Origin of the sequence: Sphingomonas sp. PAMC 26621, from assembly GCF_000251145.1 — a bacterium.
Taxonomy (GTDB): domain Bacteria; phylum Pseudomonadota; class Alphaproteobacteria; order Sphingomonadales; family Sphingomonadaceae; genus Sphingomonas.
Window position 1 is genome coordinate 1 of the sequence record NZ_AIDW01000043.1, and the last position, 16,481, is coordinate 16,481.

The 16,481-nt window shown below is 64.0% G+C and carries 18 protein-coding genes; 8 read left to right on the plus strand and 10 right to left on the minus strand.

Annotation, left to right across the window (positions count from 1 at the left end; all coding sequences use genetic code 11):
* The first annotated feature begins 195 nt into the window (after positions 1–195).
* Positions 196–1,047, plus strand: a complete 852-nt coding sequence (locus RI03_RS19255) for an IS110 family transposase (protein WP_010219308.1) — start codon at positions 196–198, stop codon at positions 1,045–1,047.
* Here RI03_RS19255 and RI03_RS23010 read toward each other — a convergent pair.
* A protein-coding gene (locus RI03_RS23010) for an IS3 family transposase (protein ID WP_086011735.1) occupies positions 1,044–2,284 on the minus strand; the annotation gives its coding sequence in 2 pieces (ribosomal slippage) (positions 1,044–1,937 and positions 1,940–2,284; 1,239 coding nt in all). The two genes, RI03_RS19255 and RI03_RS23010, sit on opposite strands and share 4 nt — an antisense overlap.
* A gap of 629 nt (positions 2,285–2,913) precedes the next feature.
* Here RI03_RS23010 and RI03_RS19270 point away from each other — a divergent pair.
* On the plus strand, positions 2,914–3,303 hold the full coding sequence (locus RI03_RS19270; protein ID WP_026046886.1) for a response regulator: 390 nt from the start codon (positions 2,914–2,916) through the stop codon (positions 3,301–3,303).
* 234 nt (positions 3,304–3,537) lie between these two features.
* Entirely contained in the window at positions 3,538–4,920 is a 1,383-nt protein-coding gene (locus tag RI03_RS19275; protein ID WP_051007307.1) for an MFS transporter, read from the plus strand.
* Between the two features lie 179 nt (positions 4,921–5,099).
* Here RI03_RS19275 and tnpC read toward each other — a convergent pair whose 3' ends face one another.
* The 8 genes from tnpC to RI03_RS19310 all read right to left on the minus strand — a co-directional run bounded on the left by tnpC (position 5,100) and on the right by RI03_RS19310 (position 11,050).
* Positions 5,100–6,614 (minus strand): IS66 family transposase, encoded by a 1,515-nt coding sequence (gene tnpC, locus RI03_RS19280; protein ID WP_081504286.1) that lies wholly within the window; start codon positions 6,612–6,614, stop codon positions 5,100–5,102.
* 103 nt (positions 6,615–6,717) lie between these two features.
* On the minus strand, positions 6,718–7,065 hold the full coding sequence (tnpB, locus tag RI03_RS19285) for an IS66 family insertion sequence element accessory protein TnpB (RefSeq protein ID WP_010219316.1): 348 nt from the start codon (positions 7,063–7,065) through the stop codon (positions 6,718–6,720).
* A complete protein-coding gene (locus RI03_RS24850; RefSeq protein ID WP_238542460.1) occupies positions 7,062–7,277 on the minus strand; it encodes a transposase in 216 nt (71 codons plus the stop codon). The genes tnpB and RI03_RS24850 overlap by 4 nt, the downstream gene beginning before the upstream one ends.
* A gap of 3 nt (positions 7,278–7,280) precedes the next feature.
* On the minus strand, positions 7,281–7,448 hold the full coding sequence (locus RI03_RS24855; RefSeq protein ID WP_238542461.1) for a transposase: 168 nt from the start codon (positions 7,446–7,448) through the stop codon (positions 7,281–7,283).
* Between the two features lie 254 nt (positions 7,449–7,702).
* Positions 7,703–8,326, minus strand: a complete 624-nt coding sequence (locus RI03_RS19295) for a peptidoglycan-binding protein (RefSeq protein ID WP_010219317.1) — start codon at positions 8,324–8,326, stop codon at positions 7,703–7,705.
* Positions 8,323–9,405 (minus strand): His-Xaa-Ser system radical SAM maturase HxsC, encoded by a 1,083-nt coding sequence (hxsC, locus tag RI03_RS19300; RefSeq protein ID WP_010219318.1) that lies wholly within the window; start codon positions 9,403–9,405, stop codon positions 8,323–8,325. The genes RI03_RS19295 and hxsC overlap by 4 nt, the downstream gene beginning before the upstream one ends.
* A complete protein-coding gene (hxsB, locus tag RI03_RS19305) occupies positions 9,402–10,814 on the minus strand; it encodes a His-Xaa-Ser system radical SAM maturase HxsB (protein WP_010219319.1) in 1,413 nt (470 codons plus the stop codon). The genes hxsC and hxsB overlap by 4 nt, the downstream gene beginning before the upstream one ends.
* A complete protein-coding gene (locus RI03_RS19310) occupies positions 10,811–11,050 on the minus strand; it encodes a hypothetical protein (protein WP_010219320.1) in 240 nt (79 codons plus the stop codon). The genes hxsB and RI03_RS19310 overlap by 4 nt, the downstream gene beginning before the upstream one ends.
* 151 nt (positions 11,051–11,201) lie before the next feature.
* Between RI03_RS19310 and RI03_RS19315 the strand changes: the two genes are divergently transcribed.
* Positions 11,202–11,792 (plus strand): hypothetical protein, encoded by a 591-nt coding sequence (locus RI03_RS19315; RefSeq protein ID WP_170318421.1) that lies wholly within the window; start codon positions 11,202–11,204, stop codon positions 11,790–11,792.
* 683 nt (positions 11,793–12,475) lie between these two features.
* Positions 12,476–13,408 (plus strand): ketopantoate reductase family protein, encoded by a 933-nt coding sequence (locus tag RI03_RS19325; RefSeq protein ID WP_202949383.1) that lies wholly within the window; start codon positions 12,476–12,478, stop codon positions 13,406–13,408.
* A gap of 75 nt (positions 13,409–13,483) precedes the next feature.
* On the opposite strand, the gene RI03_RS19330 is transcribed toward RI03_RS19325, so the two are convergent.
* Positions 13,484–14,395: an AraC family transcriptional regulator gene (locus tag RI03_RS19330; protein ID WP_010219324.1), complete on the minus strand. Its 912-nt coding sequence runs from the start codon at positions 14,393–14,395 to the stop codon at positions 13,484–13,486.
* 119 nt (positions 14,396–14,514) lie between these two features.
* On the opposite strand from RI03_RS19330, the gene RI03_RS19335 reads away from it, so the two are divergent.
* From RI03_RS19335 to RI03_RS24190, 3 genes are all read left to right on the plus strand, one after another.
* Positions 14,515–15,633, plus strand: coding sequence for a zinc-binding alcohol dehydrogenase family protein (locus RI03_RS19335; RefSeq protein WP_010219325.1), 1,119 nt, complete (start codon positions 14,515–14,517; stop codon positions 15,631–15,633).
* Positions 15,630–16,055, plus strand: coding sequence for a DUF3291 domain-containing protein (locus tag RI03_RS19340; protein ID WP_010219326.1), 426 nt, complete (start codon positions 15,630–15,632; stop codon positions 16,053–16,055). The genes RI03_RS19335 and RI03_RS19340 overlap by 4 nt, the downstream gene beginning before the upstream one ends.
* A gap of 253 nt (positions 16,056–16,308) precedes the next feature.
* Positions 16,309–16,473 (plus strand): hypothetical protein, encoded by a 165-nt coding sequence (locus RI03_RS24190; RefSeq protein WP_170318422.1) that lies wholly within the window; start codon positions 16,309–16,311, stop codon positions 16,471–16,473.
* The last annotated feature ends 8 nt before the right edge of the window (positions 16,474–16,481 follow it).

Sequence of the window (16,481 nt, forward strand, 5' to 3'; positions counted from 1 at the left end):
GTGACCCTCAACAAACAACGAAGACGCCGAACGGCGGCATAGCTCTCCACGGCAAACATCCCCGGCCGCTCCCAAAAAGAAGCAGCCTTACCAACGGCCGGATTTTACTCCGCCACGCTCAGCACCGCGCCGGCGTTCCGATGGCCTGCTTTGTCACCGGCGCATCCACTCCCAGACGAGGAAGGATCGACGAAGATGTCTTTGTCTACCACACAGACGGCAGGAATCGATATCGGGAAGGCGTACCTCGACATAGCGCTGTACCCGTCCGGCGCGGCCTTGCGCCTGGCCAACGACAGCGAGGGCCATGGCCGCTTGCTGCACTGGCTGATCGAACATGATATTGCGCGCGTGGGGCTGGAAGCCTCGGGCGGCTACGAACGCGGCGTCGCCGAAGTCTTGCGCGATGCCGGGCTCGAGGTCGCGCTGCTCCAGCCGCGCCAGGTCCGCGCCTTTGCCGTCTTCCGATTGCGGCGCGCCAAGAACGATCGGCTCGATGCCCAGCTGATCGCGCATTGCACCGCCGAGCTCGACAGCGTGCGCAGTGCGCCCGATCCGCGGCTGGCGCCGTTTGCCGAGCATCTGCGCCTGATCAAGCAGATCGAGGCCGACCTGGCCCGCAGCAAGACCCGCAACGAGGCCTATCGATGCCCACGCCTCAAGCGGTGGCTGGCGCAGGAGACCACCCGTCTCGAACGGCGGCTCAAGGCAGAGCTGCTCCTGCTGACCAAGACCCTGTCCGCCGCGCCGGACCTGCTCCACCGCCTGACCCTCATCGAGAGCGTCGAAGGGGTCGGCCGACGCACCGCGCTCAGCCTGCTCATCCTCATGCCCGAACTGGGCCACCTCACTCGCGCCGAGATCGCAAGCCTGGCAGGCCTCGCCCCGTTCGATCACGAGTCCGGAAAGCATTGCGGACAACGCCGCATCGCCGGTGGCAGGCATCGTGTCCGGCGCAGCCTTTACGCCGCTTCCCTCGCCGCAAGCTTCCGCTGGAACGCCAGTCTCAAGGCACTCTACCAGCGCCTGCGTGTTGTTGCCCCCTAAAGGCCTGACGGGGCCTCGCAGGTTTGCGCGATGAACTCGCGGGGGGAACGATAGCGCAAAGCGCGGTGCGGATGCACTTGGTTATAATGGTCGAACCAGCCGGGGAGTTGGTCGATAACGCTCTGCGCGTTTGGCCGTGGGTTCACGCGGACATAATCGCGCTTGAGGGTGCGAACGAAAGCCTCAGCCATGCCGTTCGATTGAGGACTGCTGACCGGGGTCGTGCGCGGGATCAGGCCAATGCCCCGGGCGAAGGTGCGTGTATTGCGAGCGGTGTAGCAGCTGCCGTTATCGGTGAGCCACTCGATCGGTTCGGGCACGCGGTTCACCTGTCCATAGCGATGCTCGACCGTGGCGACCATCAAGTCCTGGACATCCTCGGCAGTGATGCCGCCCGTCGTCGCCACGTGTCCCATCACCTCGCGGTCGCAGCAGTCGAGCGCGAATGCGACACGCACCTTCTCGCCATTGTCGCAGGTGATCTCCAACCCGTCGGAACACCAGCGGGTGTTGCGGAGGTCGACGGCGACCCGACCATCGTGACGCCGTTCCTCGCGGCGTTCGCCGTCCCGCTGTAGCAGCAGCCCGTGCACCTTCATGACGCGGTAGACGCGTTTCGGATTGGGCGCTTCGCGCCCGGTCTTCTCGGCCTGCCGGCGCAGCAGAGCATGAACGCGGCGATAGCCATAGGTCGGCAGATCGGCGACGAGCGCGCGGATGTCGGCGACCAGCTCGGCATCCGGCAGCGGCGGTCGTCCGCGCGGTCGTGACGCTGGGCGATGGCGCATTGCGGACAGGTGTGGGCGAGCGATGCCGACCGCATCTGCGACCGCGCTCACTGTCCATCCCGCGGCAACGAGGTCGAGCGCAACAGCAGTTTTTTTGGGCCTGCGGCCCGGGACACGGCCTCGCGGAGCAGCTCGTTCTCCATGGCCTTCTTGCCGAGCAGCCGGTGTAGTTCGCGCACCTGCTGCTCGAGCGCGCGGTATTCGGACGAAGGCACCACTTCCTCGCCCGCTGTCGCGGCGGTCAGCGCACCCTGTGCCATCAGGCGCCGCCAGGTGAAGATCTGATTCCCACCAATGCCGTGCCGGCGGGCGACGAGCGACACGCTCATTCCGGGCAGATACGTCTCCTCGACGATCCGGACCTTTTCCTCCGGTGTCCATCGCCTCCGGCGCTGAACACCGGAGAGAACCTCGCCATCGTTGTAACGCCTGGTCTTACCGTCAGTCATATGCCTCACTCTTATCTAAGAGCGGGGCCCTGTCAGGTCATTTAGGGGGCAACCTCACTGCGCGACAAAGGGAAACCCCACAAGGTCGCCATCGTCGCCTGCGCCCGAAAGCTCCTCACCTTCGTCAATACCGTCGTAGCAAGGGACACCCCATGGGTCAAATTCAGCGCCGCAAGCTAATGGTTGCTGAAGGAGTAGGTATTGTTGTCCCCGCGTGTCTCGGACTAACCGCAATCGAACCGGGCATTGCGAGTTCGGAGATGTACGAGCGCGCGGATCGTATGCTCTACGATGCCAAATCAGCAGGTAGAAATTGCGTCCTCGTGGCGGCGTGATCGCCTTCGTCGACCTGAAAGAGGAAGAAACGACTCTCGGATCGGGGGGTCTCGTCTGCGCCGAAGTTCTATAACGGGCAGGGTTTTTCGGAGGCGATGGCGTGGCTAGCGTTGCAATTTTTTAGCTTTCGCTAGCGAACGGCGATTAGACGAACGCTTCCTAACCCGTCGTCTGCAAGGTCGCAGGCATCGCTTACTATCAAGATTTAGTTACGGACCGAGTATGTTTTGGGAGTATCATGTCAGAATGGTTCGATCGGTCTTCCTCTCCACGGCTCTCGTCGGAAAGAGACGTTGAACATCCTCTTCATCGAGGATGACGCTATGAACAGGCGTGTCATGCGCGACATGCTCGATGTCGCCGGTGCTTCTATGACGGAAGCGGAGAACGGTGAGATCGGCCTAGCCGCAATCGAGCGGGGGACCTTCGCTCTCATACTGCTCGACCTTCGCATGCCGAATATGGACGGGTTTGAGGTGCTTCGCCAAGTCCGAGCTCGCGTCGATTCCAAATCCGACCTGCCGGTGATCGTGCTGACTGCGGACACGGCGGTCGATCTTCGTGCGCGATGCATTGAACTTGGAGCGAACGAAGTGCTGTTCAAGCCGGTGGCGATGGACGCGTTGTTCGATGTGATCGGTCGCGTGCTGGCAAGCGCCGGGTCGGGCGGCGTGATCGAATGAGGTCGTGTTAACCGAGACCTGAGCCTCTCAACACAACTGTCGGTCTCTAGTTGCCGCTGGATGAAGAACGAGGGTGATGTCACAGGTATAGCCTCATAGCTGCTTAAGACCGCCGGTTGCCGTTGTGGCAGAGCGATACTCGAGCTGCGAATGAGCGATCCTGCATGCAAAGCAGATCGGAGGCGTGTACCGAAAGGCGTGACCGCCCCTGAGACTCACTCCCCGAAGCCGTCGATGCCCAGCGTGAACTCTGCGCCGGCTAATGCCGGATGGATCCTTACGGCGACGATGTTGGCGTCGAGCCTCGCATTCATTGATGGCTCCGTCACAAATGTTGCGCTACCTTCGATCGGCAAGGATCTGCACGGCGACGCTGCCTCGATGCAATGGGTGATCAACGCCTATCTGCTACCGCTTTCCGCGCTGCTGCTGATCGGCGGCGCCGCTGGCGATCGCTTCGGGCGTCGGCGGGTGCTGATCCTTGGAACCGCGTTGTTCGCGGTCGCGTCCGTTCTTTGCGCGATTGCCTCGGACCTTACTCTCCTGCTAGCCGCACGGGTCGTCCAAGGCATCGGCGCAGCCATGCTGATGCCGAACAGCCTCGGCATCCTTGGCACCGCTTTTTCCGGTGAATCCCGGGGACGTGCCGTCGGCACATGGGCGTCGGCCGGAGCGATCGCTAGCGCGATCGGACCTCCACTAGGCGGGTGGCTCGTCGGCGCTGCCGGCTGGCGCGCGATCTTCCTGATCAATGTGCCGGTCGCGCTCGCTGCAATTGTCGTCGCGTGGAATTTTGTGAAAGAGAGTGCGGAGGGCAAGCAGCCGCTCGATGTTCCGGGAGCCGTCCTGGCGACAATGGCGTTAGGAGCGCTTACTTGGTCGCTGACCTTGTGGTCGAGCCAGCACCAAGGATCCCCGGAGGCCTGGGCGGGACTTATCGCGGGCATCGTTCTTCTTGGCGTGTTCGTGTGGGTCGAGCATCGTCGTCGAGCCGAAGCCATGATGCCGCTAGCGATGTTTGCGTCGCGCCCATTTATCGGTCTGACCTTGCTTACCTTCCTTCTCTACGGCGCGCTTGGCGGACTTCTCGTGCTGCTTCCCTATCTCCTGATCGTCGGCGGCGGCTATACGCCGTTGCAGGCAGGCCTTGCGCTACTACCGTTTTCGCTTGTGATTGGCGGGGCATCGCGGCTCATGGGCCGGACGACGGAGCAGATCGGGCCGCGGTGGCCGCTGACAATCGGACCGATCGTGACCGGCTTGGGTTTCCTCCTGCTTGTTCGTGTCGACCCGACCGCCAGCTACTGGACGAGCGTCATGCCGGGTATGGTCGTCATCGCCGTGGGCATGGCAGGCGCCGTTGCGCCGTTGACCACGTCGGTGCTGTCGTCGGTAGACCGGGAGCATACCGGCACTGCCTCCGGGTTCAACAGCGCGATTGCCCGAACCGGGGGACTAATCGCGACGGCGCTGGCGGGTGCTGTCATGGCACAGACCGGCACTGCGCTAACCAGTGCGTTCAAGTCGGCGGCCGTTATCGCAGCGGTTCTCGCGATTGCATCGGGATGCGTCGCCTTCGTCACCCTTAGAGCCGAACTAGGGCAAGCAGCCGATTAGGTCCTACTCAAATCGAGCGCATGGCTGCCTGCTGGCGAAGTTTGCGCTGTCGTACTGGTATCAGTCCGCAATTGCCTTACACAATATGAACGGACGGCGGGAGTTGGAAGGCCGAGAGTGGCACGCGAATGGCCGGTGATGGGTCAGCCAAGCCGTAAGCGTGGTCTGAAGGCCGCGCTCTAAGCTGCCTCTGCGATGTGTTGTTCGGTAGCCCGATGCCAATTCCAGGGCATGAGCTCATCCCAACGCGATACGGGCCAGTCGCCCGCGATCTTCGCGATGACGTCGGCAATGTAGGCCTGCGGCTCGACACCGTTGAGCTTGCAGGTTTCGATGACGGTATAGATTGCGGCCGCGCGCTCGCCACCAGCCTTCGATCCAGCGAACAGCCAGTTCTTCCGGCCGATCGCGATGCTACGCATAGCGCGTTCGGCGATGTTGTTGTCGATCTCGAGGCGACCGTCTTCGATGAACCGCGTGAGCGCGGTCCAGCGCTTGCGGCCATAGGCGATGGCCTTGGCGACCTCGGACTTGGGCGAGAGGCGTCGCAGCGCATCGTCGAGGACGATGCGAAGCGCCTCGATACCGGGTGCTGCGCGCTCCAGCCGGGTTCTTCGTCGGAGATCTGATGGCATCCCGCGGATCTCATCCTCGATTTTATAAAGGCTGCCGATCCGGGTCAGCAGGTCGGTGGTAAGCGGCGTCGGACTGGTAGTGTAGATGTCGAAGATCTTGCGCCGGAAATGCGCCCAGCATGCGACCTCGGTGATGCGGTTGGTGGCGTAGAGCTGGTCGTAGCCGGCATAGCCGTCGGCCTGCAGGAAGCCGATGAAGCGGCCAAGCTGGGCTCGTGGATGGGCGCCGGTGCGATCCTGGGTGAAGTGATACCAGACCAGCGGCGGACTGGTGGCACTGAAGCCGCGGTCATCGACGACATAGGCCCATAGCCTGCCGGTCGCGGTCTTGCCGCGGCCCGGGTCGAGCATCGGCACGGGCGTGTCGTCGGTGTGGATCTTGGCAGCGCTCAGCCCGACCTCGCGGATGCGGCTGACGATCGGGTCGAGCAGCGCCGATGCCTGGCCGGCCCAGCCGGCAAGCGTCGAACGATCCAGCTCGATCCCCTGGGCCGCCATCATCTCTGCCTGGCGGTAGAGCGGCAGATGATGATCGAACTTGGCGACGACGACATGGGCCAGCGTTGCGAACGTTGCCTTGCCGCGCGCGATCGCCTTCACCGGCGCGGCGGCCTGCACGACCTTGTCACAGGAGCGGCAGCTATACTTGGGGCGGATGGTGCGCACGACGCGCCACTGGACGGGCACAGCGTCGAGCATCTCGTCGCTGTCCTGGCCCAACGGGCGCAAGGCCCCGCCGCAATCGGGACAGGTGCAGCAGCCGTGCTCGGGCTCGATCCGCTGCTCCTCGCGCGGCAGGTGTGCCGGGAGCGCGCGGATGGGCGTCGGTCGCTCCGCGCTGACGGGATCGGCGCGCTGTATGCTGGCCACGACTGCCTCGGCCTCGAGCTCTTCGAGCGCCAGCTCCAGTTGCGCGATCTCGTGGGTCAGCTTCTCCGAGGAGGTACCGAACTGCATCCGCCTGAGGCGCGCGAGCTGTACGCGCAGCGTGTCGATGAGGATGTCTCGCGCGGAAATATCGGCGCGAGCCGACGCCAATGCGGCTTCGAGCTCGGCGATGCGAGCGTCTTTGTCAGGGAGGGGAAAGCCTGCGTCCGACACCGCGATTACATAGCAGATCGGGCGTCTTCGAGCCAGGAAAACCGCCTGAATCCGGGGCTTTTTAGCCCGCCAGAGACGGCACGAAAGTGCGTTCCGGACGTCGCCAGTCAATCCCTTCGAGGAGCATCGAAAGCTGGGCCGCGGTCATGACAACCGAGCCGGTCGCGGTCGACGGCCAGACGAACCGCCCCCGGTCCATCCGTTTGGAGAACAGGCACAATCCCTGGCCATCGTACCAGAGCAGCTTGACGAGATCGCCGCGCTTGCCGCGGAACGCGAACAGTGCGCCGGAATGCGGGCTCTGCTGCAACGCCTGCTGCACCAGCACCGCCAATCCGTCGAACCCCTTGCGCATATCGGTTGCGCCGCATGCCAGGAATATCCGCGTCAAAGGGGGAAGCGGGATCATTGCGCGAGGACGCCGATTACCCGCGACAGCGCGTCGGCATCGACCGACGCATCAACAGTAAGGCGCACGCCGGTCGGCAGCTCGATCCTGATCCGACCCAGGCCAGGCTGGGCGACAGTTGGCGCCGGCAACGTCGCTGCCGGTTCGGCGATCTGGACCTCGGCGAAGCTGGGCTGGGACGGCATAGTCACCCCGGTCAGCGCGCCCGACATCGCTTACCGGCGCCAGGTATAGATCGCGCCGCTGCCGACCTCGTGGCGCTCGACCGCCGCGCGGACCGAACCCTCGGGCCCGAATGCATCGCGTAGGATCGCCAGCTTCTGCTCGACGGTCCAGTGCCGCCGACCTGAAACGCGCCCGACGATCTGGATCCGACCGCTCATACGACCACTCGTATGACTGCTCGCCCGTTCGCCCGCTGGCTCTATGATCTCGTCTGACATCGATGCTCCGCTCAAAGAGCGGCAATCAGCCCGTCCACCAGGCATCCCGCAAGGAGACCTTCAGGCCACGCTTACGCCAAGCCGTCTATCGCGTCTCAAGGAATGTCCGTCGAAAGCATAGAGGCTTGATCGCATTTTGCACGACGAGCGTTCAGCGCATCTAGCCGACCAACAGTGTTACTTAGCGCAGTATATCACTCGCTGGAGACCATGAGCGCGTCGAGGGTGGGCGGCGTGATGGTCCCCGTCACGTCCAGGCCGCGAGCCTTCTGGAACTTGCGGAGCGCGGATCGAAGGCCTGGCCCGACCTGGCCGTTGATCGCGCCGCCGTAGAAGTCCTGCGCGAGCAGGGCGATCTGCACTCGCCTGACGATCGAAACGAAACGCTTCGTGCGGCCGGACAATGCGGGCATGCCGTCGGATGGCGGCGCGGATGCGCGGGTGTCGGTTGAGAATAGCGGCTGCGCGGTCCGGGGCTGGGGCGGAGGCGCCGGGGTTGGAGCGACGTAGGGAGGTGAATAGGCGGGTGCGGGCTCGTAGCTCGGAGTGTAGCCGCCGCCCGTCGACGACCGGTGGCTCGTGTGACTGTAGTGGCCGCCGCCTCCGTATCCCGAACTGTGGCTCGAGTGGCTACTGTGACTGCGGTGCTGAGCAAGGGTCACCGTATGATCCTGCGAGAAGCGCCGCAGCAGCGCGCCGTTGTTCGGATCGTCCGTCCCGGTCGTAGTCGCCTTGGCGAAAGTATCCGCCAACGCATCCTGATGGCCGGTGAACCCCGCCGCGAGCAAACTCGAAATGAGAAAGCGGGTGCGCTTCATAGCGGCCGGGCTGCCCCAACGGTTTGTTCGTCCGGATGCCATTCGAAGAAGCCCGAGCACGCGCCGCGCTCGCTGCAGCGATCGCACGCGGGGGCGAACTTGCGCTTCCAGTCGGAAATCGAGGCGATCGCCAAGCGGCGGTAGGCCGCCGGCACCGTGCAGCGCGGAAAGTTGAACAACTGCGCGCGAACGCCGTGCAGCAGCGCTCGGTCGAGCGCCTCCGCGATCGGAGCGAAGCGCGGAACATGGTCAAAGAACAGCTGATTCCAGCCGTTCTTAGCGAAGCCGATGTGCTCCAGCTGCATGATCGACCACGCCTCAACGAAGCGGAGCCGGGCCGCCACGTATCCGGCGAGCGCAGGAAGCTGATCGACATTGTCGCTCAGGACGACCGTTCTGAGTTCCACCCGCGCTCCCGCCATCGCAAGATTCGCAAGCCCTTCCTCCAGCTTTGCAAAAGCCCCTTCTTTGCCTACGATAAGGTCGTGCGTCGCCGCGTTCGACGCATAGAGTGGTATTCCCCAGCTTACCCGGCGGAACGTGGAGCGACCCAACCGCGCGATGTCCACAGCCTCGAAGTGCTGGCCATTGGTGAGGACGTGGAAGGCCAGATCTGGACGCGCAGCCAGCGTCCGATCGATCAGCGTCAGGAGCTGTTCTTTGTAGAGCGTCGGCTCCCCCCCGGATATCCCGATCAGCATGCCGTCGGGCGCGAGGCGGCAGGCCTCCTCCAATAGGTCGAAGCGATCGACATGGGTCTTCTTCGGGGGTTGCGAGCACATCACGCAGAGCTGGTCGCAACGCTCCGTAACCAGCAATGTGTTGGTGGTCGATCCAACGCGGAGCAGGCGTTCCACCCGGCCTCTGCCTGGGTCGATCAGCACGACGTCGCCGTCAAGGTCGGCGATGCGGACGCCTTCGATCGTGACAAGTCCGTGGCGTCCGGAGAAGATGCCGCCATCTTGGTCGCCCTCGATAAGGATCGCATCGTCGCCGGTCGCGCCGGAACGCGAGGTGCGGAGTCGCGTGACGTACGGGCGTTCGGCGTCTGCAACCGCGGGGCGCACCAGTGGAATCATGACAGATGCTGCCCGAATGCTGCGGGCTCTCCAGGTAGACGCAACCACCGGGCGAGCGAATACCTGACGGCGTCGTCGTCCGAATACACCAGAGAGAACGCGAAATCGAACAGGTGCAGGTGGCGGCGACAGAACGCCGTCTCGCGCCGCGGCATGTCGATCCTGCCGTATCGGGCGAGGTCGTCGACGAGGTCGCGACCGCAGAACGGCTGGTAGGCGCAGCGCCTGCAGTCGGGATCGAACTGGTTGGTGGAGTTCGCGTTGAGCAGATCGAACGTCGGTCCGCCCCATCCCTCCGAGACGTTGCCGATAGCGAGGTCTACCACCCCGGACCGGGCGAGCATGCGCGCCTCGTCGGTGGGATAGATCGTGCCGTCGTGATCGATCACGACGTAGTCGATGCCCATGGCGTTCGGATTGCGCAGATCGACATGTCTCTCGCTGCCGGGCTGGAAGATGCGACGGAGCGCTATGCTCATGTAGGTCTCTTCCAGCACCCGGCTTCTATCCGTCCAGTTGCGTTCAATGATCCGCCGCACGAACCTTTCGTAGTAATTCCGCCAGCGGTCGTCTTGTTCGCGCGAGCCGGCATGGCGCTTCCGCGCAAACCCTTGGAAGTTGATCGGACGAAGGAACACGCTGTCGATGCCGAGATCGACATAGGCGTCGATGAGCGCGTCGATGTCGGGCGGGTCGACAGGATCCACGGTGGGCAGCGCTGACACCTTCGTCGGACCGTAGCGTTCGACGAGCATCCGCAGGTTGCCAAGGAAGGTGGACGTTGCCTCCGCGGTGCAGGTGCGGTTGCGCGCGTGGGTGGTGAGGTCGCCGTCCAGCGAGGTGCTGATAAACACGTCTGATCGATCGAACAGCGCCAGAATCTCGTCGTCGACACGCTGCAGGTTCGTGCAGATGACGAACTCCGCACGCTCAAATCTCCCACACCGCTCAATGACCGCTCGGATCAGTTCCGGACGGAGCGTGGGTTCGCCACCCTGGAATTCGATCTTGACGTGCGGGGCGTCCAGGCCGTCGATCAGGTTCAGGACCGCGCGCAGCGTCGCGTCGCTCCAGTCATGCCCGTCTTGGTTCTCTGCGACACGAGACACTTGGCAGTAGCTGCAGGAGAGGTTGCATCGAAGCGTCGGGACCAGGATGAGATAATCGAGCGATCCGGCGCTTGCGATCCGGTCCGCGACGCCCCTGGCATGCGCTGCCGCGCCCAGAGCGTCGCCGCGCTCGACCACGTGTCCAGCCGCGCGCAGGAAGGACACGTCGTCCGCCGACAGCTGCTCGTGGTCCAGTCGATCCAGGAACGCGGAGGATCCAAGAAAGAACCTGCCGGCGTCGTTCACGACCAAAGCGCTGTCGCCTTCGATCGAGCGGAGCCGGAGGGGCGCGAAGGTCATGCTACGAGCGACATGAGCAAGTCGGCCCGCGCCGGATCCGCCTCGGCGACGAGGCGTTCGTTCAGGAGTGTCACGCGCCAGAGATGCCGGACATCCGCATTCGGCGCGGCGGCCGACACGAAGACCCGGTCGCTCAAAAGGCGCACATGCAAGTCCGGCGGCATCCGTAGCGCCGCCTCGAACGCGTGCGGCGCGTCGCGCACCGATAGTGCGATCTCGATCTCGGTTCCCCCCACAACGTCTCCCGGTCGCTGCGAGGTTGATGCTATGAGCGACGATGGGTTGCGGCAAGCATCTATTTTCCGGACGAAAAGATGATTGCTCAACGGAACGGGCAAGCTAAGTTCCGTACGGGGACGGGGGGATGTCTTGGTTGAACGCAGGCCGGTGCGGCTATCATCGAATCTGACGCGGCTGGACGCACCGAACGTGCCGCCCCCTGCGCCCAAGCCAAACAATGGTGGATGCTTCGGGGTGGCGGCGATCGTCGGCGTTGTCCTTCTGATCGCACGTTGCTCGTCATCCACGACTGCACCTACCGCCCCGCCCCCGGCGGCCGAGACGGTCGGCAACGCCCAGGAGGCGTTGGTGTCTGCGGTATCCGCGCAGACGCCGCCCCCGGTGAAGCCACTGTCTTCGAAGGACGTCCGCCGCGGTGACACTCGTATGGCGATCGCCGCAAGGGAGGATTTGGCCGGGGAGATGATCTACAGCCAGAACTGCTACGACGTGGTGGGGCGCGGCTTCTCGTGGGGCAAGCTGGACGAATGCGGCGGGTTCGACGCGGCGGCCAGCCTCGCGCTTGGTGACGAGGTGCCCCCAGGTGCCGGCAAGGAAGTTGCGTGGTTCGAGAGTGAGGCGGGAGCCGGACGCTACCTCAAAGCGGCTACCGCGGCGGGGCTCGATGCGGATGCGGCGACCAGCGGTTCGCAGCGCTCCAGTCGATTGTCGCCGCGCGCCATAAGGCGAAGGATGTAGCTCCCCCCGCTGAGACCGTGGTTCCTGATGGTGAACTGGACGATGGCCGGCCACTTGGATCGGGCGACAATGTGAGCGGTGCGGTCTGACCCTGCTGGCGAGCGGACTGGTGCACGGGCCTAGCAGCCTTAAGTCGATTTCATTGTCCTCGAACATTAATAAACGACCGCTTCCAGATAAAAGTTAGAACCGCTTCGATGTCCGGATCTGGGTCCTCGCGGCAGCGTGGCCATCGGCGGATGTCGACCAACTTAAGCCATTCGCTGGTGAGCGCGTGAATGACCGCTCCTGACAAAATCAGTCGCTCGCTCAACAACTACGCCCAAGCATTTTATTCCGGGCCGTAATTTGTGGTTCCTCTTTTCACAGCAATGACCCTCAATCTGCTTGCGACTTACCCCAAAGGCAGACTCGTCATTTGCCGCATCAGGATCTCAGTAGATCGGCAGGAGCAGCAGCAGGACAGATCGATCCCGTCGACACCGCGACATCTAAGCAGCGCCCAGACAACCCCAATGATCGCCGCCGGCCTGAGGCACGCCAAAACCTTGCACGTGATGAAACAAAATCGTTGGACGATCGCGATGCCTATCCGGACGTTGCAGCATGGCGTCCGCCAAGTGAACCTATAGTCATCGACAGAACGCGATCTGCCGACACGATGCCGGCGCCCGGAGATTCCAATGACTCAGATATCTGCTCCGACACCATCTTCACAACTCCGCATCGCGGTCATCGGCCCAGGGCAGATCGGCAGTACCTTCGCGTCTCGGCTCGCACGCAACGGCGGGCATGAGGTCACCGTCGTGGCGCGGCCCGGCTCGCCTCGCCTAGCGCAACTGCAACGTGACGTCGCCATTGTCGATTGCGACGGCACCCGCGCAGAGGTTCGAGTGCTGGACCAACTGGACGAAGAGACAGCATACGATCTAGTGCTCGTGACGCTGCTGGCCCATCAGGTCGATGCCGTACTCCCGGCCCTGTCCCGCAGCGCCGCGAAGTGCATCCAGTTCATGTTCAACACGTTCGATCCGACGCCCCTCGAGGGCGCTGGCGGTGCAGCGCGCTGCACGTTCGGGATGCCGATCGTGCAGGCACAGCTCGATACCGACGGTAAGCTCAAGGCGACGATCGGGGCTGGGGGACAGAAGACATTGATGGGGCGCCGGCAGTGGGTCGCTGTGTTTAACGCGGCCGGACTTCCAGCTGCGCTCGAACCCGACATGCCGCTGTGGCTACGCTGCCACGCTCCGCTCTGCGTCGCCTTCGAAAGCGTGTCGATTGGCGCCGTGGAGCGAGGCAGCGGTGCATCATGGAGCGAAGCCGTCATCCTGTCGCGAGGCGTTCATGCGAGTTTCGATCTCATCAAGACGATGGGATACCCGATTTACCCCCGATCGAAGACATGGCTCGACCGCAGTCCGGTCGCGGCCCTCGCGGGAACGCTCTGGTTCCTATCGCGCGTCCGCGGATTTCGGGAGTTGTTGGCGACCGGCCGGGCGGAATGCGAAGCCATCATCGACGCAATGGTTCGCGCTGCGCGTCTCCAGCAACGTCCCATCGACGACCGTATCGAGGCGATGCGTCCCGCTAACCATGGCACCCGCCGCGCCTGACGGCGGGTTGCTAGGGGTCAGCCGGAACGACAGCAGGAGCTTCCGCGAGATTTCCCCCTACATCCGGACGTTCGGCTACGCGGCCACCGCCTTGGCGAATTCCCGCGGCGAGTGGCCGAACGTTCGCTTGAACGCCGCACCGAACGCGCTTTCGGACTCGTAGCCGACCGCCGGTGCCACGGTCGCGATGGAGACGCGCCCGCTCGCCAGCCGGTCGGCCGCCACCATCATCCGCCAGCGCGTCAGGTAATCCATTGCCGGCTCGCCGACCGTTTCCTTGAACCGGACGGCAAAGCTCGAGCGCGACATGCCGCCGACACGGGCGAGGTCGGCGAGCGTCCAGCGCCGCGCAGGTTCGGCGTGCATCGCCGATATCACCGCACGCATCTGCTTGTCGGCCAGCGCAAACAGCCAGCCCGCGCTGTGCGGCGAGCGCTCGGCAAGATGCAAGCGCAGCGCCTCGATCAGCAGCGTCTGCGCCAAATGCCCCGCCATCAGCGTGCCGCCCGGTTGCGGGTTGCGCAGTTCGCACATCAGCCGCTCGATCAACCAGCCGAGCGCCGCCTTGGTCGCTTCCGCCCGAATGTGAACAATCGGGGGCAGGATTCCGAGCAGCAGTTCGGTGTGGAGCCCGGTGAAGTCAAAGAAGCCGCCCACGCCCGAACAGCTACCGCCGCCATTCAGGATGCCCGTCTCGCCGGCCGGGAACGACGGGAAAAAGGCAAAGGCTTCGGTGACCGTTGCGCCGACCGCGCTGCAGAGGCTGAACGCGGCCCGGCCGGGCACTAGGATGAAGTCGCCCGCTTCGAGCGCCATGGTCGCATCCCCGCCCTCAAGCGCGATCCAACAAGCCCCGGTGTGGATCGCGAAGCATTTGACGCCCTCGGCCAGGGGGTAGGCAAGCGCCCAGTCCCCGCCGGCATCGAGGCCGCGAAAACCATAGGTGCTCGGCTTCAATAGACCGAGCACGTCCGACAAGGGATCCATATGATACTTCCTGGACGCTGGCGATGAACTGAAGGACTTTGAAGCATGGGCCGTCCAGTGTCACCGGGTTAAATCCGATCCAGCGATGCATCTTCACCCGGCACCGCGGGAGATCGATCATGACCGACAATACCGCCCTTTGGCTCTCCTCAAAACGCGCCGGCTTCACCCTGGGAGCGGCACCGTTTCCGATCGTGCAGTCTGCAGAAATCGTGATCCGCACACGCGCGATCGCCGTAAACCCGATGGACCGTCTGGTGCAGACCTCGGGTGACCTAATGACCCCGTATCTGCACTACCCGGCCATCCTCGGCTCCGACGTTGCCGGCGATGTCGTTGCCGTCGGTTCAGACGTGACACGGTTCAAGGTCGGAGACCGGGTCGTGGGCTTTGCCGCCAGCATCGACAAGACGCGCAACCGCGCTGCAGAAGGCGCTTTCCAGACCTATGTCGTCCTGCTTGAGCATATGACGGCCGCGATTCCGGACGCGCTCACCTTCGAAGATGCTTCCGCGCTTCCGCTCGGCATCTCGACGGCAGCCTGCGCACTGTTCCAGCGCGATTTCCTGGCCCTGAACCCGCCCGCCAAGGGAGCGATGGCGACCGGCAAGACCGTTCTGGTTTGGGGAGGGTCGACCAGCGTCGGCGTCAATGCGGTGCAACTTGCCGTCGCCGCCGGCTATGTAGTCATTGCCACCGCCTCGCCTCGCAACTTCGACATGCTTCAGCGGCTCGGCGCAACGGCCGTGTTCGATTATCGCAGCCCGACGGTCGTTGCTGACATCCGCGCAATGCTCCGCGGTAAAACGGTCGCTGGCGCCGTGGCGATCGGCGCGGGATCGGTGCGGCTGTGCATCGACATCCTGGGGACGTGCGAAGGCAATCGCTTCATCGCGATGGCAACGCCGCCTACCTCCTTCGATGCCGTCCCGGCGGGGCGGGGTCATTGGCGCAAGCTGCTCCCCGCGATGGCTGGCACGGTCACGGGGAACATCGCGCTCTTTTTACGCGCACGTAGCAAGAAGGTGACGCTGAAAATGATCTGGGGCAGCACCTTGATCAGCAACGAAGTGGGACCGATGATCTTCGACACGTTCCTGCCCGAGGCTCTCGCCGACGGCCGATACGTGGCAGCCCCTGCAGCCGAGGTCGTAGGGCATGGGCTGGCAGCGATCCCGGCGGCGCTCGAGCGGCAGCGCCGCGGCGTCTCGGCCACCAAGCTGGTGGTGACGTTGTGAGCGGCTTCGTCGTGAGAGTCACCCGATTCCGCGTTCGCAGCCTGCGGTTTCTGCCCTTCTTCCTGATTCATGCGCAACGCTGCCTGGCGCAAATCAGGAGAAGCGACGGCTATTTGGCTGGGGCGCTACGCCACGATCGCGATCACGCCTATTGGACGACAAGCGTGTGGCGCGACGAGGCTGCGCTCATGGCCTATGTTACCGGCGGTGCCCACCGCACCGCGATGCCTAAGATTAGTGAGTGGGGTGAAGAGGCCAGCACCGTTCGGTGGGTTCAGGACAGCGCCGAACTTCCGTCCTGGCCGGAGGCGATCGAGCGGATGCGCCGCGAGGGGCATGCAGTGCCGCTACGCCATCCGGGCCTAGGGCATGCCAACCTAGACTTCGCCTTAAGCGAGCCTGCGCATATGGCGCGGATCTGAAGAGGGGCGCGCTACCGTCCGGGTCATGGACAACGCGGCTTCTCTTAAAGGATCCGCGTTATCGCGCCATACTCGGACACCCGAATGTCCGCTCCTGCCGCAATTGGCCGCCCCATACCAAGTTTCACAACGGGCAGACGGTGCTGATGGGGATATTCGCCGGCCTGCTCTCGCTCGCGATCCTGGGCGGGGTACACAGCCACTCACGCTGTCGCTGCTCTTTCTCACGGCCGGTGTGAGGGCCGGCTGCTTCGTGTCAATGGCCCTGGCTCCGGCCTTCCCTGGCACGGATTGGATCGACCCGAAGTTCGCCGCTGGAATGGGCAGCCCGCTCGGCCTCGCGCCGCGGCAGTTGGTGGCCTATGTCGTGTGCGCGATTGTGCTGGTCGCCGTCGCGCTCGCCATTTGGTCGCAGTGAGGCTGGAG